Annotated in this window: 19 protein-coding genes; 9 read left to right on the top strand and 10 right to left on the bottom strand. The window is 70.8% G+C overall.

All coding sequences use genetic code 11. From position 1 onward, the window contains the following. The first annotated feature begins 339 nt into the window (after window positions 1–339). Together FHR33_RS22905 and ygfZ are read left to right on the top strand one after the other, a co-directional pair. Window positions 340–759 carry a Fur family transcriptional regulator gene (locus FHR33_RS22905; RefSeq protein ID WP_183651274.1) on the top strand — a complete coding sequence of 140 codons (420 nt, stop codon included), beginning with the start codon at window positions 340–342 and terminating at the stop codon, window positions 757–759. 4 nt (window positions 760–763) lie between these two features. Next, window positions 764–1,702, top strand: a complete 939-nt coding sequence (gene ygfZ, locus FHR33_RS22900) for a CAF17-like 4Fe-4S cluster assembly/insertion protein YgfZ (protein ID WP_183651271.1) — start codon at window positions 764–766, stop codon at window positions 1,700–1,702. A gap of 29 nt (window positions 1,703–1,731) precedes the next feature. On the opposite strand, the gene FHR33_RS22895 is transcribed toward ygfZ, so the two are convergent. The 4 genes from FHR33_RS22895 to dtd form a co-directional block, all read right to left on the bottom strand. After that, window positions 1,732–2,190 (bottom strand): hypothetical protein, encoded by a 459-nt coding sequence (locus FHR33_RS22895; protein WP_183651268.1) that lies wholly within the window; start codon window positions 2,188–2,190, stop codon window positions 1,732–1,734. A gap of 16 nt (window positions 2,191–2,206) precedes the next feature. Further along, a complete protein-coding gene (locus FHR33_RS22890; protein ID WP_183651265.1) occupies window positions 2,207–2,851 on the bottom strand; it encodes a response regulator transcription factor in 645 nt (214 codons plus the stop codon). Beyond that, window positions 2,842–4,065: a sensor histidine kinase gene (locus FHR33_RS22885; RefSeq protein WP_246452052.1), complete on the bottom strand. Its 1,224-nt coding sequence runs from the start codon at window positions 4,063–4,065 to the stop codon at window positions 2,842–2,844. The genes FHR33_RS22890 and FHR33_RS22885 overlap by 10 nt, the downstream gene beginning before the upstream one ends. Window positions 4,066–4,142: 77 nt before the next feature. After that, window positions 4,143–4,568, bottom strand: coding sequence for a D-aminoacyl-tRNA deacylase (gene dtd / locus FHR33_RS22880; protein ID WP_183651260.1), 426 nt, complete (start codon window positions 4,566–4,568; stop codon window positions 4,143–4,145). A gap of 84 nt (window positions 4,569–4,652) precedes the next feature. On the opposite strand from dtd, the gene FHR33_RS22875 reads away from it, so the two are divergent. Beyond that, on the top strand, window positions 4,653–5,567 hold the full coding sequence (locus FHR33_RS22875) for an asparaginase (RefSeq protein WP_183651256.1): 915 nt from the start codon (window positions 4,653–4,655) through the stop codon (window positions 5,565–5,567). Here FHR33_RS22875 and FHR33_RS22870 read toward each other — a convergent pair. Beyond that, window positions 5,553–6,137 carry an ankyrin repeat domain-containing protein gene (locus FHR33_RS22870; protein ID WP_312895676.1) on the bottom strand — a complete coding sequence of 195 codons (585 nt, stop codon included), beginning with the start codon at window positions 6,135–6,137 and terminating at the stop codon, window positions 5,553–5,555. The two genes, FHR33_RS22875 and FHR33_RS22870, sit on opposite strands and share 15 nt — an antisense overlap. A 144-nt stretch (window positions 6,138–6,281) precedes the next feature. Further along, the gene (locus FHR33_RS22865; RefSeq protein WP_246452050.1) at window positions 6,282–6,836 is read right to left on the bottom strand and encodes a GlcG/HbpS family heme-binding protein; all 555 of its coding nucleotides are present in this window, start codon (window positions 6,834–6,836) and stop codon (window positions 6,282–6,284) included. Window positions 6,837–6,917: 81 nt separating this feature from the next. On the opposite strand from FHR33_RS22865, the gene FHR33_RS22860 reads away from it, so the two are divergent. Together FHR33_RS22860 and FHR33_RS22855 are read left to right on the top strand one after the other, a co-directional pair. After that, window positions 6,918–7,952 (top strand): sensor histidine kinase, encoded by a 1,035-nt coding sequence (locus tag FHR33_RS22860; protein ID WP_312895675.1) that lies wholly within the window; start codon window positions 6,918–6,920, stop codon window positions 7,950–7,952. Then, window positions 7,949–8,569: a response regulator gene (locus FHR33_RS22855; RefSeq protein ID WP_183651248.1), complete on the top strand. Its 621-nt coding sequence runs from the start codon at window positions 7,949–7,951 to the stop codon at window positions 8,567–8,569. The genes FHR33_RS22860 and FHR33_RS22855 overlap by 4 nt, the downstream gene beginning before the upstream one ends. 18 nt (window positions 8,570–8,587) lie before the next feature. Here the strand turns inward: FHR33_RS22855 and FHR33_RS22850 are convergent, their stop codons facing one another. Then, the gene (locus FHR33_RS22850; RefSeq protein WP_221241206.1) at window positions 8,588–8,812 is read right to left on the bottom strand and encodes a nuclear transport factor 2 family protein; all 225 of its coding nucleotides are present in this window, start codon (window positions 8,810–8,812) and stop codon (window positions 8,588–8,590) included. On the opposite strand from FHR33_RS22850, the gene FHR33_RS22845 reads away from it, so the two are divergent. Further along, window positions 8,811–9,152: a YciI family protein gene (locus FHR33_RS22845; protein ID WP_183651245.1), complete on the top strand. Its 342-nt coding sequence runs from the start codon at window positions 8,811–8,813 to the stop codon at window positions 9,150–9,152. The genes FHR33_RS22850 and FHR33_RS22845 overlap by 2 nt on opposite strands. On the opposite strand, the gene ligD is transcribed toward FHR33_RS22845, so the two are convergent. After that, the gene (gene ligD / locus FHR33_RS22840) at window positions 9,140–10,105 is read right to left on the bottom strand and encodes a non-homologous end-joining DNA ligase (RefSeq protein WP_246452049.1); all 966 of its coding nucleotides are present in this window, start codon (window positions 10,103–10,105) and stop codon (window positions 9,140–9,142) included. The genes FHR33_RS22845 and ligD overlap by 13 nt on opposite strands. Before the next feature lie 180 nt (window positions 10,106–10,285). On the opposite strand from ligD, the gene FHR33_RS22835 reads away from it, so the two are divergent. Then, window positions 10,286–11,881, top strand: coding sequence for a DUF2207 domain-containing protein (locus tag FHR33_RS22835; RefSeq protein ID WP_183651242.1), 1,596 nt, complete (start codon window positions 10,286–10,288; stop codon window positions 11,879–11,881). A 10-nt stretch (window positions 11,882–11,891) separates the two neighbouring features. Here the strand turns inward: FHR33_RS22835 and FHR33_RS22830 are convergent, their stop codons facing one another. Continuing rightward, window positions 11,892–12,977 carry an FAD-dependent monooxygenase gene (locus FHR33_RS22830; protein WP_183651239.1) on the bottom strand — a complete coding sequence of 362 codons (1,086 nt, stop codon included), beginning with the start codon at window positions 12,975–12,977 and terminating at the stop codon, window positions 11,892–11,894. A gap of 29 nt (window positions 12,978–13,006) precedes the next feature. Between FHR33_RS22830 and FHR33_RS22825 the strand changes: the two genes are divergently transcribed. Together FHR33_RS22825 and FHR33_RS22820 are read left to right on the top strand one after the other, a co-directional pair. After that, window positions 13,007–13,927 carry a TetR/AcrR family transcriptional regulator C-terminal domain-containing protein gene (locus FHR33_RS22825; RefSeq protein WP_312895674.1) on the top strand — a complete coding sequence of 307 codons (921 nt, stop codon included), beginning with the start codon at window positions 13,007–13,009 and terminating at the stop codon, window positions 13,925–13,927. Then, on the top strand, window positions 13,917–14,573 hold the full coding sequence (locus FHR33_RS22820) for an ankyrin repeat domain-containing protein (RefSeq protein WP_221241205.1): 657 nt from the start codon (window positions 13,917–13,919) through the stop codon (window positions 14,571–14,573). Before FHR33_RS22825 ends, FHR33_RS22820 begins: the two co-directional genes overlap by 11 nt. Here the strand turns inward: FHR33_RS22820 and FHR33_RS22815 are convergent. Next, the gene (locus tag FHR33_RS22815) at window positions 14,557–15,291 is read right to left on the bottom strand and encodes an alanyl-tRNA editing protein (protein WP_183651230.1); all 735 of its coding nucleotides are present in this window, start codon (window positions 15,289–15,291) and stop codon (window positions 14,557–14,559) included. The genes FHR33_RS22820 and FHR33_RS22815 overlap by 17 nt on opposite strands. Window positions 15,292–15,343 lie beyond the last annotated feature (52 nt).

The following is a 15,343-nucleotide window of genomic DNA, read 5'->3' as shown; positions in this document are numbered from 1 at the left end:
CCCCGGCTCGCAGGGGTCTGCGGACCTTCGGGGAAAGCCTCAGGAAATGGGAAGGGCCCCGAGCTCGCTCCACCTGTCGACAGGCGGGCTGGATGGACCACAGACGGGGATGGACCCCGCCCTCCAGCTGCTCGGAGCCCCGGTGGCTGCCTCAGATTCGCCTCTGCGGCGTGAGACATCCAGACCTGGTCCGGATGGTTCCGCCGCTAGCGGACAGCCACCTCGCTAGCCCAACTATGAATCACCATTGTTTGGACCACCTCCTTTCCGCGTGCTTTCAAGCTATGCGGCAGGTTCGGTAACGGGCAAGCGATTATTCGCCGGCCGTAGACTCTGGACATGACCGAGACCGCATGGCACGAGGAGCTCCGCGCCAAGGGCTACCGCGTGACTCCGCAACGGCAGCTGGTTCTCGAAGCGGTCAAGGCGCTCGGGCACGGCACGCCCGAGGAGATCTGCGCGAAAGTCAGGCAGACCGCCCGCGGCGTGAACATCTCCACCGTCTATCGCACGCTCGAACTGCTCGAAGAGCTCGGCATGGTCACCCACACCCACCTCAACCACGTCGCCCCGACCTACCATCTGGCCGCCGAGGCCGACCACGTCCACCTGGTGTGCAGGGGGTGCGGCGAGGTCAGCGAGGTGCGTCCCGAGATGGCCGACGGGCTGGTGAGAGGGCTGGAGGAGGAGCTGGGCTTCGTCGCCGACGTCCGGCACCTGACCGTCTTCGGCCGCTGTCGTGGCTGCCGGGTAGCCTGACGGCATGCGTAGCCCTCTGCTCGATCTTCCCGGCGCCGTCGCGGCCGAGTCCCCCGACGCCGACGTCGCCGCCCACTACGGCGACCTCTTCGCCGAACAGCGCGCGCTGGTGAAGGGCGAAGCGGTCGTCGACCGCAGCAACCGCGAGATCGTCAGGATCGCCGGCGTCGACAGGCTGAAATGGCTCAACGACCTCACCTCGCAGAAGCTCGACATCCTCAAGCCGGGTGAGTGGACCCAGACCCTCATCCTCGACCTGCAGGGCCGCGTCGAGCACCACCTCACGCTCGTCGACGACGGCGAGGCCGTCCTGGCCCACGTCGAGCCGGGCACCTCGGCTCCGTTGATCGACTACCTCGACCGGATGCGGTTCATGCTGCGCGTCGAGGTCTCCCTCGCCGACGACCTCGCGGTGCTGTCGGGCGCGTCGGAGGACTTCCTCGTGCCGCGCGCCGAGCTCGACACCCACCTCGGCAAGCCGCTGGCGGGGCTGTGGGCCTACGAGGCGCTGCGCATCGAGGAGCACAGGCCGAGGCTGGGCCTCGACACCGACCACAAGACGATCCCGCACGAGGTGGGCTGGATCGGCGCGGCCGTCCATCTCACCAAGGGGTGCTACAGGGGCCAGGAGACCGTGGCCCGCGTGCACAACCTGGGCCACCCGCCCAGGCGGCTGGTCTTCCTCCACCTCGACGGCAGCGTCGACACGCTGCCCCCGCACGGGGCGCCTGTGCTGCTCGACGGGCAGGAGGTGGGCTTCGTCGGCTCCGCGGCCCGCCACCACGAGCTGGGCCCGATCGCACTGGCGCTCGTCAAGCGCACGGTGCCGGTCGACGAGCCGCTGCTGGCGGGTGGGGTGGCGGCCTCGCAGGAGGTCATCGTGCCGCCGGACGCGGGCCGCAACGTCGCCATCGACCCCGCCCTGCGCCGCCGCATCCGCTAGATCCGGTGCGGGCTTCCCCGCCCGCACGGTCAGCCGTGCCGGCATACCTGAGGTGGACAGGTGAGGGTTCTGGGCGGCGTGATCAGCCATACCGGGGTGTCCTCGGGGACGGTCAAGGTGTAGAGCGCGCCGCACGCCGACACTCCGCACCTCATCTCCGCCCGTAGCCACCTGCCGTTCCACGACTCGGAGTGGTTGCGGCCGTCGTCGCCGGCCCAGGTGAGCCGCCGCTCGACGGTGAGCCGCCGCGCTCCCTTCGAGGCGGGGGTGACGATCACCTTGACGTCCACCTCGCCCCTCACCGCGACGAACAGTTCGGGGGTGGTGATCCGGTAGGCGCTGACCGTGGTCTCCGCCGTGGTGGAGTAGATGAGCGAGGTGTCGGCGGAGTCTTCCGGCAGGTCGACGTTCAGACCGAAGCCGGCTCCCAGGCCGCCCACGGTGGCCAGGGTGAACACTCCACCCACGATGAGCCACGTCCTGCGCACGCGTGCTCCTCTCATCTCACACCTTGAGGAAGCGCAGGACGGCCAGCACCCTGCGATGGTCCTTGTCGTCGGCGCCGGACAGGCCGAGCTTGGCGAAGATGTTGTTGATGTGCTTGCCGACCGCCCCCTCCGACACGACCAGGGCATCGGCGATGGCCCCGTTCGAGCGGCCCTCGGCGATGAGGGCGAGCACCTCGTGCTCCCTGCGGGTGAGCTGGTCCAGCGGGTCGCTGCGGCCGCGCAGCAGCAGCTGGGCGACCACCTCGGGGTCCAGCGCGGTGCCTCCGGCGGCCACCCTGCGCAGCGCCTCCACGAACTCGGTGACGTCGGCCACCCTGTCCTTCAGCAGGTAGCCCATCCCCGTGGTCTCGGTGGACAGCAGCTGGCTGGCGTAGCGCTCCTCGACGTACTGGGAGAGCACCACGATCGGCAGCCCCGGGCGCTGCCTGCGCAGCACCAGCGCGGCGCGCAGTCCCTCGTCCCTGTGCGAGGGCGGCATGCGCACGTCGGTGACGACCAGGTCGGGCCGGTGCTCGCCGACGGCGCGCAGCAGCTCCTCGGCGTCGCCGACGGCGGCCACGACCTCCATGCCCGCCGAGCCGAGCACCCACGTCAGGCCCTCTCTCAACAGGACGGAGTCCTCGGCCAGCACTACTCGCATGGAAGCTCCACTTCGATCGTCGTCGGTCCACCCTGCGGGCTGTCGATGCGCAGCTCGCCGTCCACGGAGCCGACGCGCTGCGCGAGGCCGCGCAGCCCCGAGCCGCGTTCGGGCGCGGCCCCTCCTCTTCCGTCATCGCGTACGGCCAGCCGTAGCCTGTCACCCTTGCGCACGACCGTGATCGACGCCTTGGTGGCCTCGGCGTGCTTGGCGATGTTGGTCAGCGTCTCGGAGACCACGAAGAAGGCCACCGCCTCGATCGTGGGCGAGGCGCGCTGCGCGACGTCGACGCTGAGCCGTACGGGGAAGGGGGCGCGGGCGGCGAGGCCGGACAGGGCCGCGTCCAGGCCCTCGTCGGTGAGGACGGCGGGGTGCAGCCCGCGCACGAGGTCGCGCAGCTCCTTGAGCGCCTGCTTGGACTCCTCGTGCGCCTGGGTGATCACCTGCATCGCCGGTTCGGGCAGGTCCTTGAGGGTGGCGCGAGCCATGCCGAGGTTCATGGCCAGCCAGACGAGGCGCTGCTGGGTGCCGTCGTGCAGGTCGCGCTCGATGCGGCGGCGCTCGGCGTCCGCGGCGTCGATGACCTCGGCGCGGCTCTCCTGCAGGGTCTCCACCCGCTGGGCGAGCTCGTCGCTGAGCGCCGGCCCGAGCAGCGCCTCGCCCGCGATGACGTCCACCCACGTGAAAGCCCGAGCCACCAGGGGGCCCGCCAGGAAGAGGCCGACGCCGATCAGCGCGAACGCCGCTCCGAACGCGGGGGACGGCGAGAAGTCGAAGGCGCGTGCCGCGAGGAACACCATGGCGAGGGTTCCGCCCCACGCGGTGAGGAGGGCGAGCGAGCCGAGACCGTTGAGCAGCGGGCACAGCAGGTGGTAGGCGAGCTGCCGCCATGTGCTCAGGGCTCTGGCCTGCGGGACCAGCCACTTGAGCGGGTGGAGGGAGAAGTCCCTTCGCGGCAGAGGGGCGATGTGGACGTCAAGGTGGGCGGCGAAGCGGGAGCGCTGCAGGGCGGTGAAGAGCGGCAGGGTCCAGAACAGCAGGGCCATCGCGATCACGGGGACGACCACGGTCCAGACCAGCAGCACCGAACCGACCACCAGAGTCGCGATCACCCCCGCCGAGAGCAGCCCGGTCAGCAGGCCCGTCGCCACGTGGAGCGTGCGCAGCCAGGTCGCAGCCCCCCAGTGGGCGCGGATCCGTCGCCAGATGGTCATGCGTCCACGGTAGAGATGGTGGAGTACGGGCGACATGGGCGGCTCATCACTGAAAAAGGTGAGGCTGGCCCCACCTGTCAGAGATCGATCACGAGCGTGATCGGGCCGTCGTTCAGCAGCGAGACCTTCATCTCGGCTCCGAAGCTGCCGGTCTCGACGTGCGCGCCGAGTGCCCGCAGCTCGTCGATCACCGCCTGCACCAGCGGCTCGGCGACCGGGCCCGGAGCGGCGGCCTGCCAGGTGGGGCGGCGGCCCTTGCGGGTGTCGCCGTAGAGGGTGAACTGGCTGATCACCAGGAGGGGGGCGCCGATGTCGGAGCAGGACTTCTCGCCGTCGAGCACGCGCAGGCCCCAGAGCTTGGCGGCCAGCCTGCGGGCCTCGGCGGGGGTGTCGGTATGGGTGACGCCGACCAGCACCATCAGGCCGGGCTCGTCGATCGCGCCGACGGTCGTGCCGTCGACGACGACGGAGGCGTGGCTCACCCGCTGAACGACTGCTCGCATGGAACACCATTGTGGCGCACCCTCGCCTTCCCGACGGAACGCCCCCGGAAGGCGGTAATACACTCGTGGCGAAAGGGAGGGGAAATGTCGCTCGTTGTGGAGGTTGTCCGTTCCGGGTTCGTGGAGTCCACGCACCGGGCGAGGATGCTGGCCGTGTCGGCCGAGGGCAAGCCCGTGCAGGCGCACGGCGCCGTCGACGCGCTGGCCTCGCCGCGCTCCTCGATGAAGCCGCTGCAGGCGCTCGGCATGCTGCGCAGCGGGCTCGACCTGGACGGGGAGCTGCTCGCGCTGGCGTGCGCCTCCCACTCGGGCGAGCCGTTCCACGTCGACGGCGCCAGGAAGATCCTCGCGGGCGCCGGTCTCGACGAGAGCGCCCTGCTGTGCCCCGAGGACTATCCCGACGACAGGACCGTGACCACCAAGGCGCGGATCTTCATGAACTGCTCGGGCAAGCACTCGGCCATGCTCGCCACCTGCGTGGTCAACGGCTGGCCCCTGGAGACCTACCTCGACCCCGCCCATCCGCTGCAGCGGGCGATCAGGGAGACCGTCGAGGAGCTGACCGGCGAGCGCGTGGCCGCCACCGGGGTCGACGGCTGCGGGGCGCCGCTGTTCTTCGTCTCGATGGTGGGGGTGACGCGCGCCTTCCGCGCGTTCCCTCTGGGAGAGCAGGGCTCGCCCGAACGGCGCGTCTACGAGGCCATGACCACCCACCCGGAGTGGACGTCGGGCACCACCCGCCTCGAGGCCAGGCTGATGCGGGCCATCCCTGGGCTGATGGTGAAGGCGGGGGCCGAGGCGTTCGACGCCTTCGCCTACTCCGACGGCAGGGCAGGCACCGTCAAGATCGAGGACGGCTCCTCCCGCGCCCGCGTTCCCGTGACCGTGGCCGCCCTGCGGGCGCTCGGCCTCGACGCTCCCGAACTCGACGACATGGCGACCGCCCCGCTGCTGGGCGGCGGCCGTCCGGTCGGCGAGGTACGGCTAGGCGCGTCGTAGGATCTCGGCGATGTCCCGCTGGCCCTTCTGCTCGGCGTGCTGCAGCGCGGTCACGCCGTTGGAGTCGGCCAGGTCGGGATCGGCGCCCGCGGCCAGCAGCAGCCTGACGATCTCCAGGTACGGCCCGCTGCCGTCGCCGAGGATGACCGCCTCCAGCAGCCCCGTCCAGCCCAGGTTGTTGACGTGGTTGACGTCGATGCCGGTCTTCAGCACCTCGCGCACGTAGTCGACGTGCCCGCGCTCACAGGCGGGGATCAACGAGACGCCGCCGTAGCGATTGGTGATCGTCAGGTCGGGCCTGGCGGGCAGGAGCGCGCGCATCATGGCCACACTGCCCGTCACACCGGTCACCAGCCAGGGGGTGTCGTGCTGGGCGTCGAGAGCGTTGGGGTCGGCGCCCGCCGCGACCAGGAGCTCGGCGACCTCGACGTGGTCGGCCGCGCTGGCCAGCAGCAGGGCGGTGCGTTGCTGGCTGTCGCGAGCCTCCAGATCGGCGCCCTCGGTGACGGCCTCCCTGACGGCGGTGGTGTCGCCCGCGGCGGCGGCTGTGAGCAGTTGTCCTGTGAGCACATTCGATCCTTTCATGCCTGGTCGCGCAGTCTGTGACCCGGGCTCGGGACCGGCGGGCCCCGCGCACGCGGCCAGCGCGAGAGGGGCCGCGGCGAGGAGCACGGCCCTGCGCGTCGGAGAGCTGCGGTCGACAGGCATCGGGGATCAGCCGAGCTGCCCCTGGACGGCCTTGAGACCGGCCTGGGCGAGGGCCTCGTCGATGTCGCCGGAGGGCGCGCCGCCGACCCCGATGCCGGCGATCGGGCTGCCACCGGAGGCGACGGGAACGCCGCCGCCCAGCAGGAGGGTGCCGGGGATCGCGGCCAGCGCCTGGTTCTTCGACAGCGCGCTGGTGGCCTGGCCGAACGACACGGCGGTGAACGCCTTGCGCCTGGCCGACTCCTCGGTCTGCGGGCCCGCGCCGTCACCCTTCAGGATCAGCCTGGTCGCGCCCGAGCGGTCCACGATCGCGACGGTCACGCGCTGCTTCTGCTTGGCAGCCTCCTTCTGCACCGCTTCTGCGATCTTCAGGGCGGCGTCGGCCGACAGCACGTTCGTCTGGACGACGGCGGGGGCGCCGGGGTCGGCCATGGCGGCGGACTGTGAGACGGTGACGCCACCAACCACGGCGAGGGCGGCCAGGCCGGCGGCGGCGGTGCGGATGCGGAAGCTCTTGAGGTTCATGTCCTCCAGCCTGCCGTCGCCCGTGGCGGGGGCCATCGCACGTCCGGTCGAAGCGGGGGAAGAAATCGGCTGAGCCGTACGTCAACCGATTGGTTGATGTGGAGGGAGGAGGAGCAGGTGGAACGCGTCCGGCTGAACCGCGCCATGCACGTGGGCTTCTTCCTGCTGCTCGTCGCCTCCGCCTCCCGGTTGCTGGTGAGGCACGGTCTCAACGCCGAGAGCGCCGTCAACGTCGGCCTCGCCGCGGTGCTGGGGCTCCTCTACGCCGTGGGCGTGGCCTTCTGGCGACCGCTCGGCCACCGCGGGCGCCTGGCGTGGCTCGTCGCGGTGCTCCTGCTCTGGCTGGTGCTGGTGGAGATGGCGCCGTCGTTCTCGTGGTGCGCGATCCCGCTCTTCTTCGTCTGCCTGCGCCTGCTCTCGCCCCCGCTGACGATCGTGGCGGCGACCGTCCTGACGGTCTCGGTGATCGTCGCCCAGATCAACCTGGCCGACAGGTTCGACCCGAGCCAGGTCCTCGCGCCGATCGCGGTCGCGGCCATGACCGTGGTGATCTTCTGGGAGCTGCGCCGCTCGGGCGTCCTGGAGGAGAGGGAGCGGCTCAGCCGCGAGATCCACGACACCCTGGCCCAGGGCCTGACCAGCCAGCGCATCCTGCTGCAGGCCGCCGACAGGGCATGGGAGAGCGACCCCTCCCTCGCCCGCTCCTACCTGCGGCAGGCGATGACCTCGACGGGGGAGAACCTGGAGGAGGCCCGGCGGTTCGTCAGGGACCTCGGGCCCGCCGACCTGGCCGAGAGGTCGCTGCCCGACGTGCTCAAGTCGATCTGTGACGACTTCCGCCAGGAGGGGGCCGAGTACCCCCTCGACGCCAGGACGCAGGCCGTCCTGCTGAGGGTGGCGCAGGGAGCGCTCGCCAACGCCCGCGAGCACGCCCAGGCGAGCAGGGTGGTCGTCACCCTGTCGTATCTGGAGGGCGAGGTGACGCTGGACGTCTTCGACGACGGCGTCGGCTTCGACCAGGCCGCGCCAGGGCCAGGCCGGGGGTACGGCCTGCGCGGCATGCGTGACAGGCTGGCCGAGGTGGGTGGCACGCTGGTGGTCGAGAGCGTGCCCGGTGAGGGCACGGCCGTGGCAGCGAGGATCCCGCTTTGAAACTCTTCCTGGTGGACGACCACCCCGTCGTCAGGGCGGGCATCGCCGCCCTCGTCGGCGGCGAGCCCGACATGGAGATCGTGGGCGAGGCGGCCACCTCGCACGACGCCGTGCGCGGCATCGCCCTGAGCGAGCCCGACGTCGTGCTCATGGACCTGCAGCTCGGCGACGGCCCTGACGGCGTGGAGACCACGCGGCTGGTCCGCGCGCTTCCCCATGCGCCGCAGGTGCTCGTCCTGACCACCTACGAGACGGACGCCGACATCGTCAGGGCCATCGACGCGGGCGCCACGGGCTACGTGCTCAAGGCCTGCCCTCCCGACGAGCTCTTCCAGGCGATCAAGGCCGCCGCCAGGGGAGAGACCGTCCTGTCGCCCAAGGTGGCCACGCGGATGATGCGCCGCATGCGCGACCCTGGGCCCGCGCTGACCACCAGGGAGATCGAGATCCTGGAGCTCCTGGCGAAGGGCGCGGGCAACAAGGAGATCGCCAGAGCGCTGTTCATCACCGAGGCGACCGTCAAGACCCACCTCGTCCACGTGTACGGCAAGCTCGGCGTCGACACCCGCACCGCCGCCGTCACCGTGGCGGTCGAACGCGGCCTGATCCGCCTGTGATCGACCGGCCGGAGCCTCCTAGCCGGTGATCGGGAACGAGTGGTGCTCGTGGGCGACGACCCACCGGCCGTTCTCCTTGCGCAGGCCGAGCGTCAGCCGGAGGCGGTTGTCCGGGTTGTCGGCGAGCTCTTCCTGAGTGCCGCACCACAGCAGGGCGTGGGCGAAGGCGACGTCGTCACCCGCCACGGCCCCGGCCGCGCGGAGTGTGTCATAGGACAGCGCCCTCAGTATCGTGGCTGACATGAAGTACGTGATGATCATCTATGGCAACAAGGAGCTCTGGGAGTCGATCCCCGCCGAGGAGTGGCAGGCCACGGCCGCCGCCTTCGACGCCTTCACCGCCAAGCACAAGGAGAGCGGCGAGCTGCTCGGCGCGTTCGGCGTGGCCGACGCCGCCCAGGCCAAGATGGTCAGGACCGTGACCGGCGCGCCCGTCGTCACCGACGGCCCCTACCTGGAGTCGAAGGAGTACCTCGCCAGCTGGTACCTCCTCGACGTCGACAGCGAGGAGCGGGCGCTGCAACTCGCCGCCGAGCTGCCGGCCGACCAGGTCGAGGTCTGGCCGATCCTTCACGAGGCCTGATCGACGCGCACCTCGCCTGGCCCCTTGTCCTCCCTCAGCCCGCGCCACGACGGGTGCCTGAGACTTCTTTCGGGCGTCCACTCGGCGTAACGGACCTCCCCGACCAGCACGGGCTCCACCCAGTGGGCGTCGCGGGCGTGTTCGCGCGGCACGCCCAGCACGGGCGGGTCGGGCCTTTCCAGCGGCCGCAGGCGTGAGCCGAGGTCGGCCAGCATGCGCTCGGTGAACCCGGTCCCGACGTGCCCTGCGAAGACCAGTCGTCCGCCGGCGTCGTGCACGCCGAGCAGCAGTGAGCCGATCATCCCCGACCGCCGTCCCTCGCCCGGCTTCCAGCCGCAGATGATGACCTCCTGCATCCTGAAGTTCTTCACCTTCGTCCAGTCGGCCGAGCGCTGGCCCTGCCGGTAGGGCGAGTCGAGCCGCTTGGCCACCACCCCTTCGAGGCCCAGTTGCTTGCTCGCCGCCACCGCCTCCTCTCCCGAGCCGTGGAACCAGACGGGCACCTGCCAGCGCGCGCCCGGCGTGACCGTCTCCTCCAGCAACCGTCTCCTGTCGGTGTACGGCAGGCCGACCGCGCTGGCGGAGTTGATGTGCAGCAGATCGAAGAGCATGAACGTCACGGGCACCGACCTGACGAGCTCGGCGATCCTGACGGGGTTGCGCTGGTGCATCCGCTGCTGCAGCGCGCCGAAGGACGGCCTGCCCGCCGCGTCGAAGGCGACGATCTCGCCGTCGAGCACGAGATCGTGCCCGCCCACCGCGCCGCCCAGCATGCGCAGCTCGGTGTAGGCGACGGTGACGTCCTTGCCGTTGCGGGAGACGAGCCTGACGCCCCTGTCCTCGACGTAGGCCAGCGCCCTGACCCCGTCCCACTTCATCTCGTAGGCCCACTCGCCCTTGGCGGGCAGCGGCCCCGCTTTGGCGAGCATCGGCTCGTAGGAGGGCAGCGCCATCAGGACACCTCCGGCGGGGGCATACCGCCGATGAAACCCCGTCCGGGCGCCGGCGCATAGGCCCACTGGACGACGGCGACCGCGTCGTAGATCGCTGACAAAGCCCGCAACATTTGCATTCCCCCTGGTCAGAGCTGTACCCACTCAGAGGGTCGGTGCCAACCGCTACGATCTGCCGCCATGACGGGTATCAGGGTCGCCTTCATCGCTCTCCTCATGGGAGCGATGCCTTTTGCCGCGCAGACGGCGCCTCTCACCGACGAGGTGACGCTGGAGCTCGGCAAGGGCGGCGTGCTGCACGTGACCGAGAAGATCAGCGGCGCGGGCGGCAAGGTCGAGCGCACGTTCCTCACCCGCACCCGCTTCGACGACGACTTCGACAGGATCTACCGCATCTCCAACGTCAAGGGCGGCACCCTCGCAGGAGACGTGCTCACCATGCAGGGCGACGGCACCGTCTCCTACGACGTCACCGGCGCGGTCACGCAGGTCGGCGGCACGGAGGAGCTGCGCTGGTTCGCCGTGGGCGGTTGGAGCGCTCCGGTGGCGAAGGCGACGGTCAAGGTCTCGGGGCCCGCCGCCATCCAGAACCTGTCCTGCTTCGCGGGCGACCTCACCTCCGCGATCGGCTGCACCTCGGCCTCGATGGACCACACGGGCGTGCGCGCCGAGTTCGAGCAGCAGGGCCTCAACGCGGGCCAGGCGCTGACGGTGGTGCTCGGCTATCCCAAGGGCACCAGCGGCGGGGAGCCGATCCTGCAGCGGCGCTGGTCGATGACCAGCGCGTTCACTCTCGACACCGTCACGGGCGGCGCGCTGGCCGGGCTGCTGGCCCTGCTGCTCGGCGGCGTCGGCCTGCTGTGGTGGACCCGCGGACGCGACGCGCGCGCGGTCGGTCACGAGCAGGGCGCCGTCGCCGCCGTCCAGGACGGCCACTTCACCCCGCCCGACGGCGTGCGCCCAGGCCAGATCGGCACGCTGATCGACGAGCAGGCCGACGTGATCGACGTGACCGCCACCATCGTCGACCTCGCGGTCCGCGGCTACCTGCGCATCGACGAGCAGCCCCGCCAGACCTACGACGCGCCCGACTGGGTGCTCGTCAGGCTACCCAATGCGCCGATCGCCTCGCTGCTGCCGTACGAGAGGGCGCTGTACGACGCGATCTTCGAAGGGCGCGACAGCGTGCTGCTCTCGCAGCTGTCCGGCGCCTTCCACGCCCACCTCGGCAAGGTGCGCGACGCCCTCTACACCGACGTCGTACGGCAGGGCTGGTTCGCCCGCAGGCCCGACGCCGTACGCACCAGGTGGACCACGGCAGGGGTCGCACTCTGCCTGCTCGGGGTCGCGGCGACTGCGGCGCTGGCCTGGTTCACCACCTACGGCCTGCTCGGCCTCGCTGTGATCATCGCGGGCGCCGCGCTGGCGATCGGCGGGCAGTCGATGCCCGCCAAGACCGCCAAGGGCTCGGCGGCCCTGGCCCACACGCTCGGCTTCCGCCACTACCTCATGACGGGCGATCTCGGGAACGTGCCCGAGCAGCACAGGGTCGAGCTGTTCTCCCGCTACCTGCCCTACGCGGTGATCTTCGACGGGGTGGAGCACTGGTCGAGGGTGGTGGCCTCGGTCACGGGCAACGGCCAGCAGGCCGACAACCTCTACTGGTACCACGGGCCCGCCGAGTGGGACCTGTCGAAGTTCGCCGGGTCGATGCGCACCTTCACCACCACCACCTCGGGCGCGATCTCCTCCACCCGCCAGTTCCGCTCCCTCTGAAGGGAGCCGGTCAGAGGGTGATGGCGTTCTTGGCCTTGGCGACCGACTCGTCGGAGGCCGGCCCTCCGGGGTTCTCCAGTGCGAGGGCCTGGTTGGCCTCGACGAAGGGCCGCATCCGCGACTCGTACCTGTCGAAGGCCCCCTCCAGCGACCTGCCCAGCTCCTCGGCCAGGACGTAGGCGCCGACCATGGCCAGGCTGGTGCCCTGGCCCGACAGCGGTGAGGCGCAGTAACCGGCGTCGCCGACCAGCGCTACCCGTCCCTTCGACCACGAGGGCATCCTGATCTGCGCCATCGAGTCGAAGTAGAAGTCGGGCGCCTTCCACATGGCCTCGAGCAGCCTGGGCGCCTCCCACCGCAGGCCGCCGCAGTGCTCGGCGACCAGCCGCCTCTGCTGGTCGAGGTCGCGGTAGTCGTAGTCGAGCCGCTCCTTGTGGAAGCCCAGGTTGACCTTGAGCTGGGTGTTGTCGCGCACGGGGAACAGGCCGAGCCCGGCGTCGCCGTCCCTGAGCCAGATCTGCCAGTTCTCCAGGTCGAGGATGTTGTCCATGGTGAAGATGCACAGGTGCATCCCCAGGTGGTGGATGAAGTCGGATTCGTCGCCGAAGGCCAGGCGGCGCACGGTGGAGTGCAGGCCGTCCGCGCCGATCACCAGGTCGAAGCGGCGCGGGGGGCTGTTCTCGAAGGTGACCTCACCGTCCTGGCCGATGGAGGTGACGGTGTCGTCGAAGAGGTACTCCACCCCGTCCCGCGCGCGGTCGTGGACGATCCGCGTGAGGTCCTCCTTGAGCAGTTCCACGTCGCCGCTGTCGAACCTGCCGCCGCTGTAGGTGCCCTCGGTGTCGCGCATGACCTCGTTGCCGTCGCCGTCGAGCATCGACATGCCGCGCCAGGTGGTGCGCAGGCCGCGCATCTCGTCAAGGACGCCCATGCGCTCGGCCACGGTGAGCGCGGCGCCGCGCACGTCGATGGCCTGGCCGCCGGGGCGCAGGCCTGGAGTGCGCTCGACGACGGTGGTGGAGAAGCCGTGGTGGCGCAGCCAGTAGGCCAGAGTGGCGCCCGCGATGCTCGACCCGGAGATCAGGATGTTCGTCATGCTCTGAATGTACGATGTATTGTGTACTAGTGCAGTCGCCCTATCTCGACATCGTCGACGACGTCAAACGCCGTATCGCCTCGGGCAAGCTCAAGCCGGGTGACCGGCTTCCGCCCGTCAGACAGGTCGCCAGGCAGTGGGGTGTGGCTCTGGCGACCGCCACGAAGGCCATGAACACCCTGCAGCAGCAGGGCGTCGTCGTGGCCAGGCCGCGCGTGGGCACGGTCGTGGCCTCGCCCTCCTCCGGACCCCTGCCCGAACCCCTGCCCGAGACGGCGCTGTCACGTGAGCGGGTGGTGCGCGTCGCGATCGAGATCGCCGACGCCGAGGGGCTTGGCGCGCTGACCATGAGGGGGATCGCCGCCAAGCTGGGCGTCGCCCCGATGTCGGCCTACAAGTACGTCGGCGGCAAGGACGACCTCGTCCTGCTGATGGCCGACGCCGCCTACGCCGAGCTCGGCTACCCGACGCCGCCTCCCGACGGCTGGCGGGCTCGGCTCGAGCTGGTGGGAAGGACGCTGTGGACCCTGCACAGGCGCCATCCGTGGCTCGCCCAGGTCACGCCGCTCAGCCGTCCTGTCGTCCTTCCGCACCTGGCCGTCCACGCCGAGCAGGCGCTGGCCGCGATCGAGAGCCTCGGCTTCGACCCCGTCACCAGGCTCGACCTGCACGTGCTGTTCTACAGCTTCGTCCAAGGCCTGGCGGTCAACGCCGAGCGCGAGACCCAGGCGCAGGCCGTCACCGGCCTGACGGAGGACGAGTGGATGGACGCCCAGGAGCCCGGCCTGCGCACGCTGATGGACACGGGCGCCTATCCCGCCTTCGCGGCCATGGTGAAGGGCGTCGGCGACGGCTACGACCTCGACCTCGACGCGCTGTTCGAGCTGGGGCTCAAGCTGCAGCTCGACGGTCTGGCCGCGATGATCGAGGATGGCGGGCATGGACGTTGAGGAGCCGAGGACGCTCGCCGTGGTCGCCGCCGTCCGCGCGGGCGACCTGGCCGAGCTCGACCGCCTGCTGACCGAGTACCCCGACCTGATCGGGGCCAGGATCGAGGGCAGGTCACTGCTCCACGTCGCGACCGACTGGCCGGGCCACCTGCCGCACGTGGGCGGGACGATCGCCACGCTCGTCGCGCACGGCGCCGAGGTCGACGCCCGGTTCGTCGGCGCGCACACCGAGACCCCGCTGCACTGGGCGGCCAGCAACGACGACGTCGAGGCGCTCGACGCGCTGCTCGACGCGGGAGCCGACATCGAGGCCGAAGGGGCGGTCATCGGTGGCGGCACGCCACTGGCGGACGCGGTCGCCTTCGCGCAGTGGAACACCGCACGCAGGCTGGTCGAAAGGGGCGCCTCGGTGCAGGCGCACCAGGCGGCGGCGCTCGGGCTGCTGGATCGCATGACCGAGCCCTTCGACCTCGACCTGGCTTTCTGGTACGCCGCCCACGGCGGTCAGCGCGAGCTCGCCGCCTATCTCCTGGAGCGCGGGGCCGACCCGTCGTGGCTGCCCGGCTGGGAGCCTGTCGACGCCGAGGGGGCCGCCAGGCGCAACGGCTTCGGCGAGCTGGCCGACTGGCTCAGTCGGAGATCGTGATCCGCAGGCGGCGGAAGCCCCTGCCCTTGCTCTCGATCTTCGCCACCTTGATCCGGCCGATCTGCTTCGTGGAGGCGACGTGGGTGCCGCCGTCGGCCTGGGTGTCGAGGCCGACGATGTCGACGACGCGGACGTCCTCGACGTCGTCGGGCACCAGGTTGGTGGCGGTGCGGATGATGTCGGGGATCGCGAAGGCCTCCGAGCGCGGCAGCACCCGAACGTCGATGCGCCGGTCGGCGGTGACCTCGGCGTTGCAGGCGTCCTCGACCGCCTCCTTGAAGCCGGGCGGCACCTCGGGCAGGTTGAAGTCCATCCTGGCCGAGAACGGCTCCATGTTGCCGCCGGTGACCAGCGAGCCGTAGTCGCGGAAGACGACGCCGCACAGCACGTGGAGCCCCGAGTGGGTGCGCATGAGGGCCGATCGCCGCTCGTCGGCCACGGCGGCCTCGACGACCGTGCCCGCGGGCGGGATCGGGTCGCCCTCTGCCGGAATCAGGTGGAGATCGTCGCCTTTGCGCACGCCGACGATCCTGGTCTCCACCCCCTGCCAGAGGAGAACTCCGTGATCCGCCGGCTGGCCGCCGCCTCCTGGGTAGAATGCCGACTTGCTCAAGACGATTCCCTCTGGCGTCGACTCCAGGACGACCGCCTCGAAGGCGCGCAGGTTCTGGTCGGACAGTTCGAGCCGCTGCGTGCGCCCGTGGGTATCGAAGCTCATGTCGGCAGCCTAGAGCTCTCGAGGTGGTCATGCGCGGCTTGCTGCGGCGTCG

The organism is Nonomuraea dietziae (genome assembly GCF_014195505.1).
Classification (GTDB): Bacteria; Actinomycetota; Actinomycetes; order Streptosporangiales; family Streptosporangiaceae; genus Nonomuraea; species Nonomuraea roseola.
This window is presented reverse-complemented; position numbering and strand designations above follow the sequence as displayed.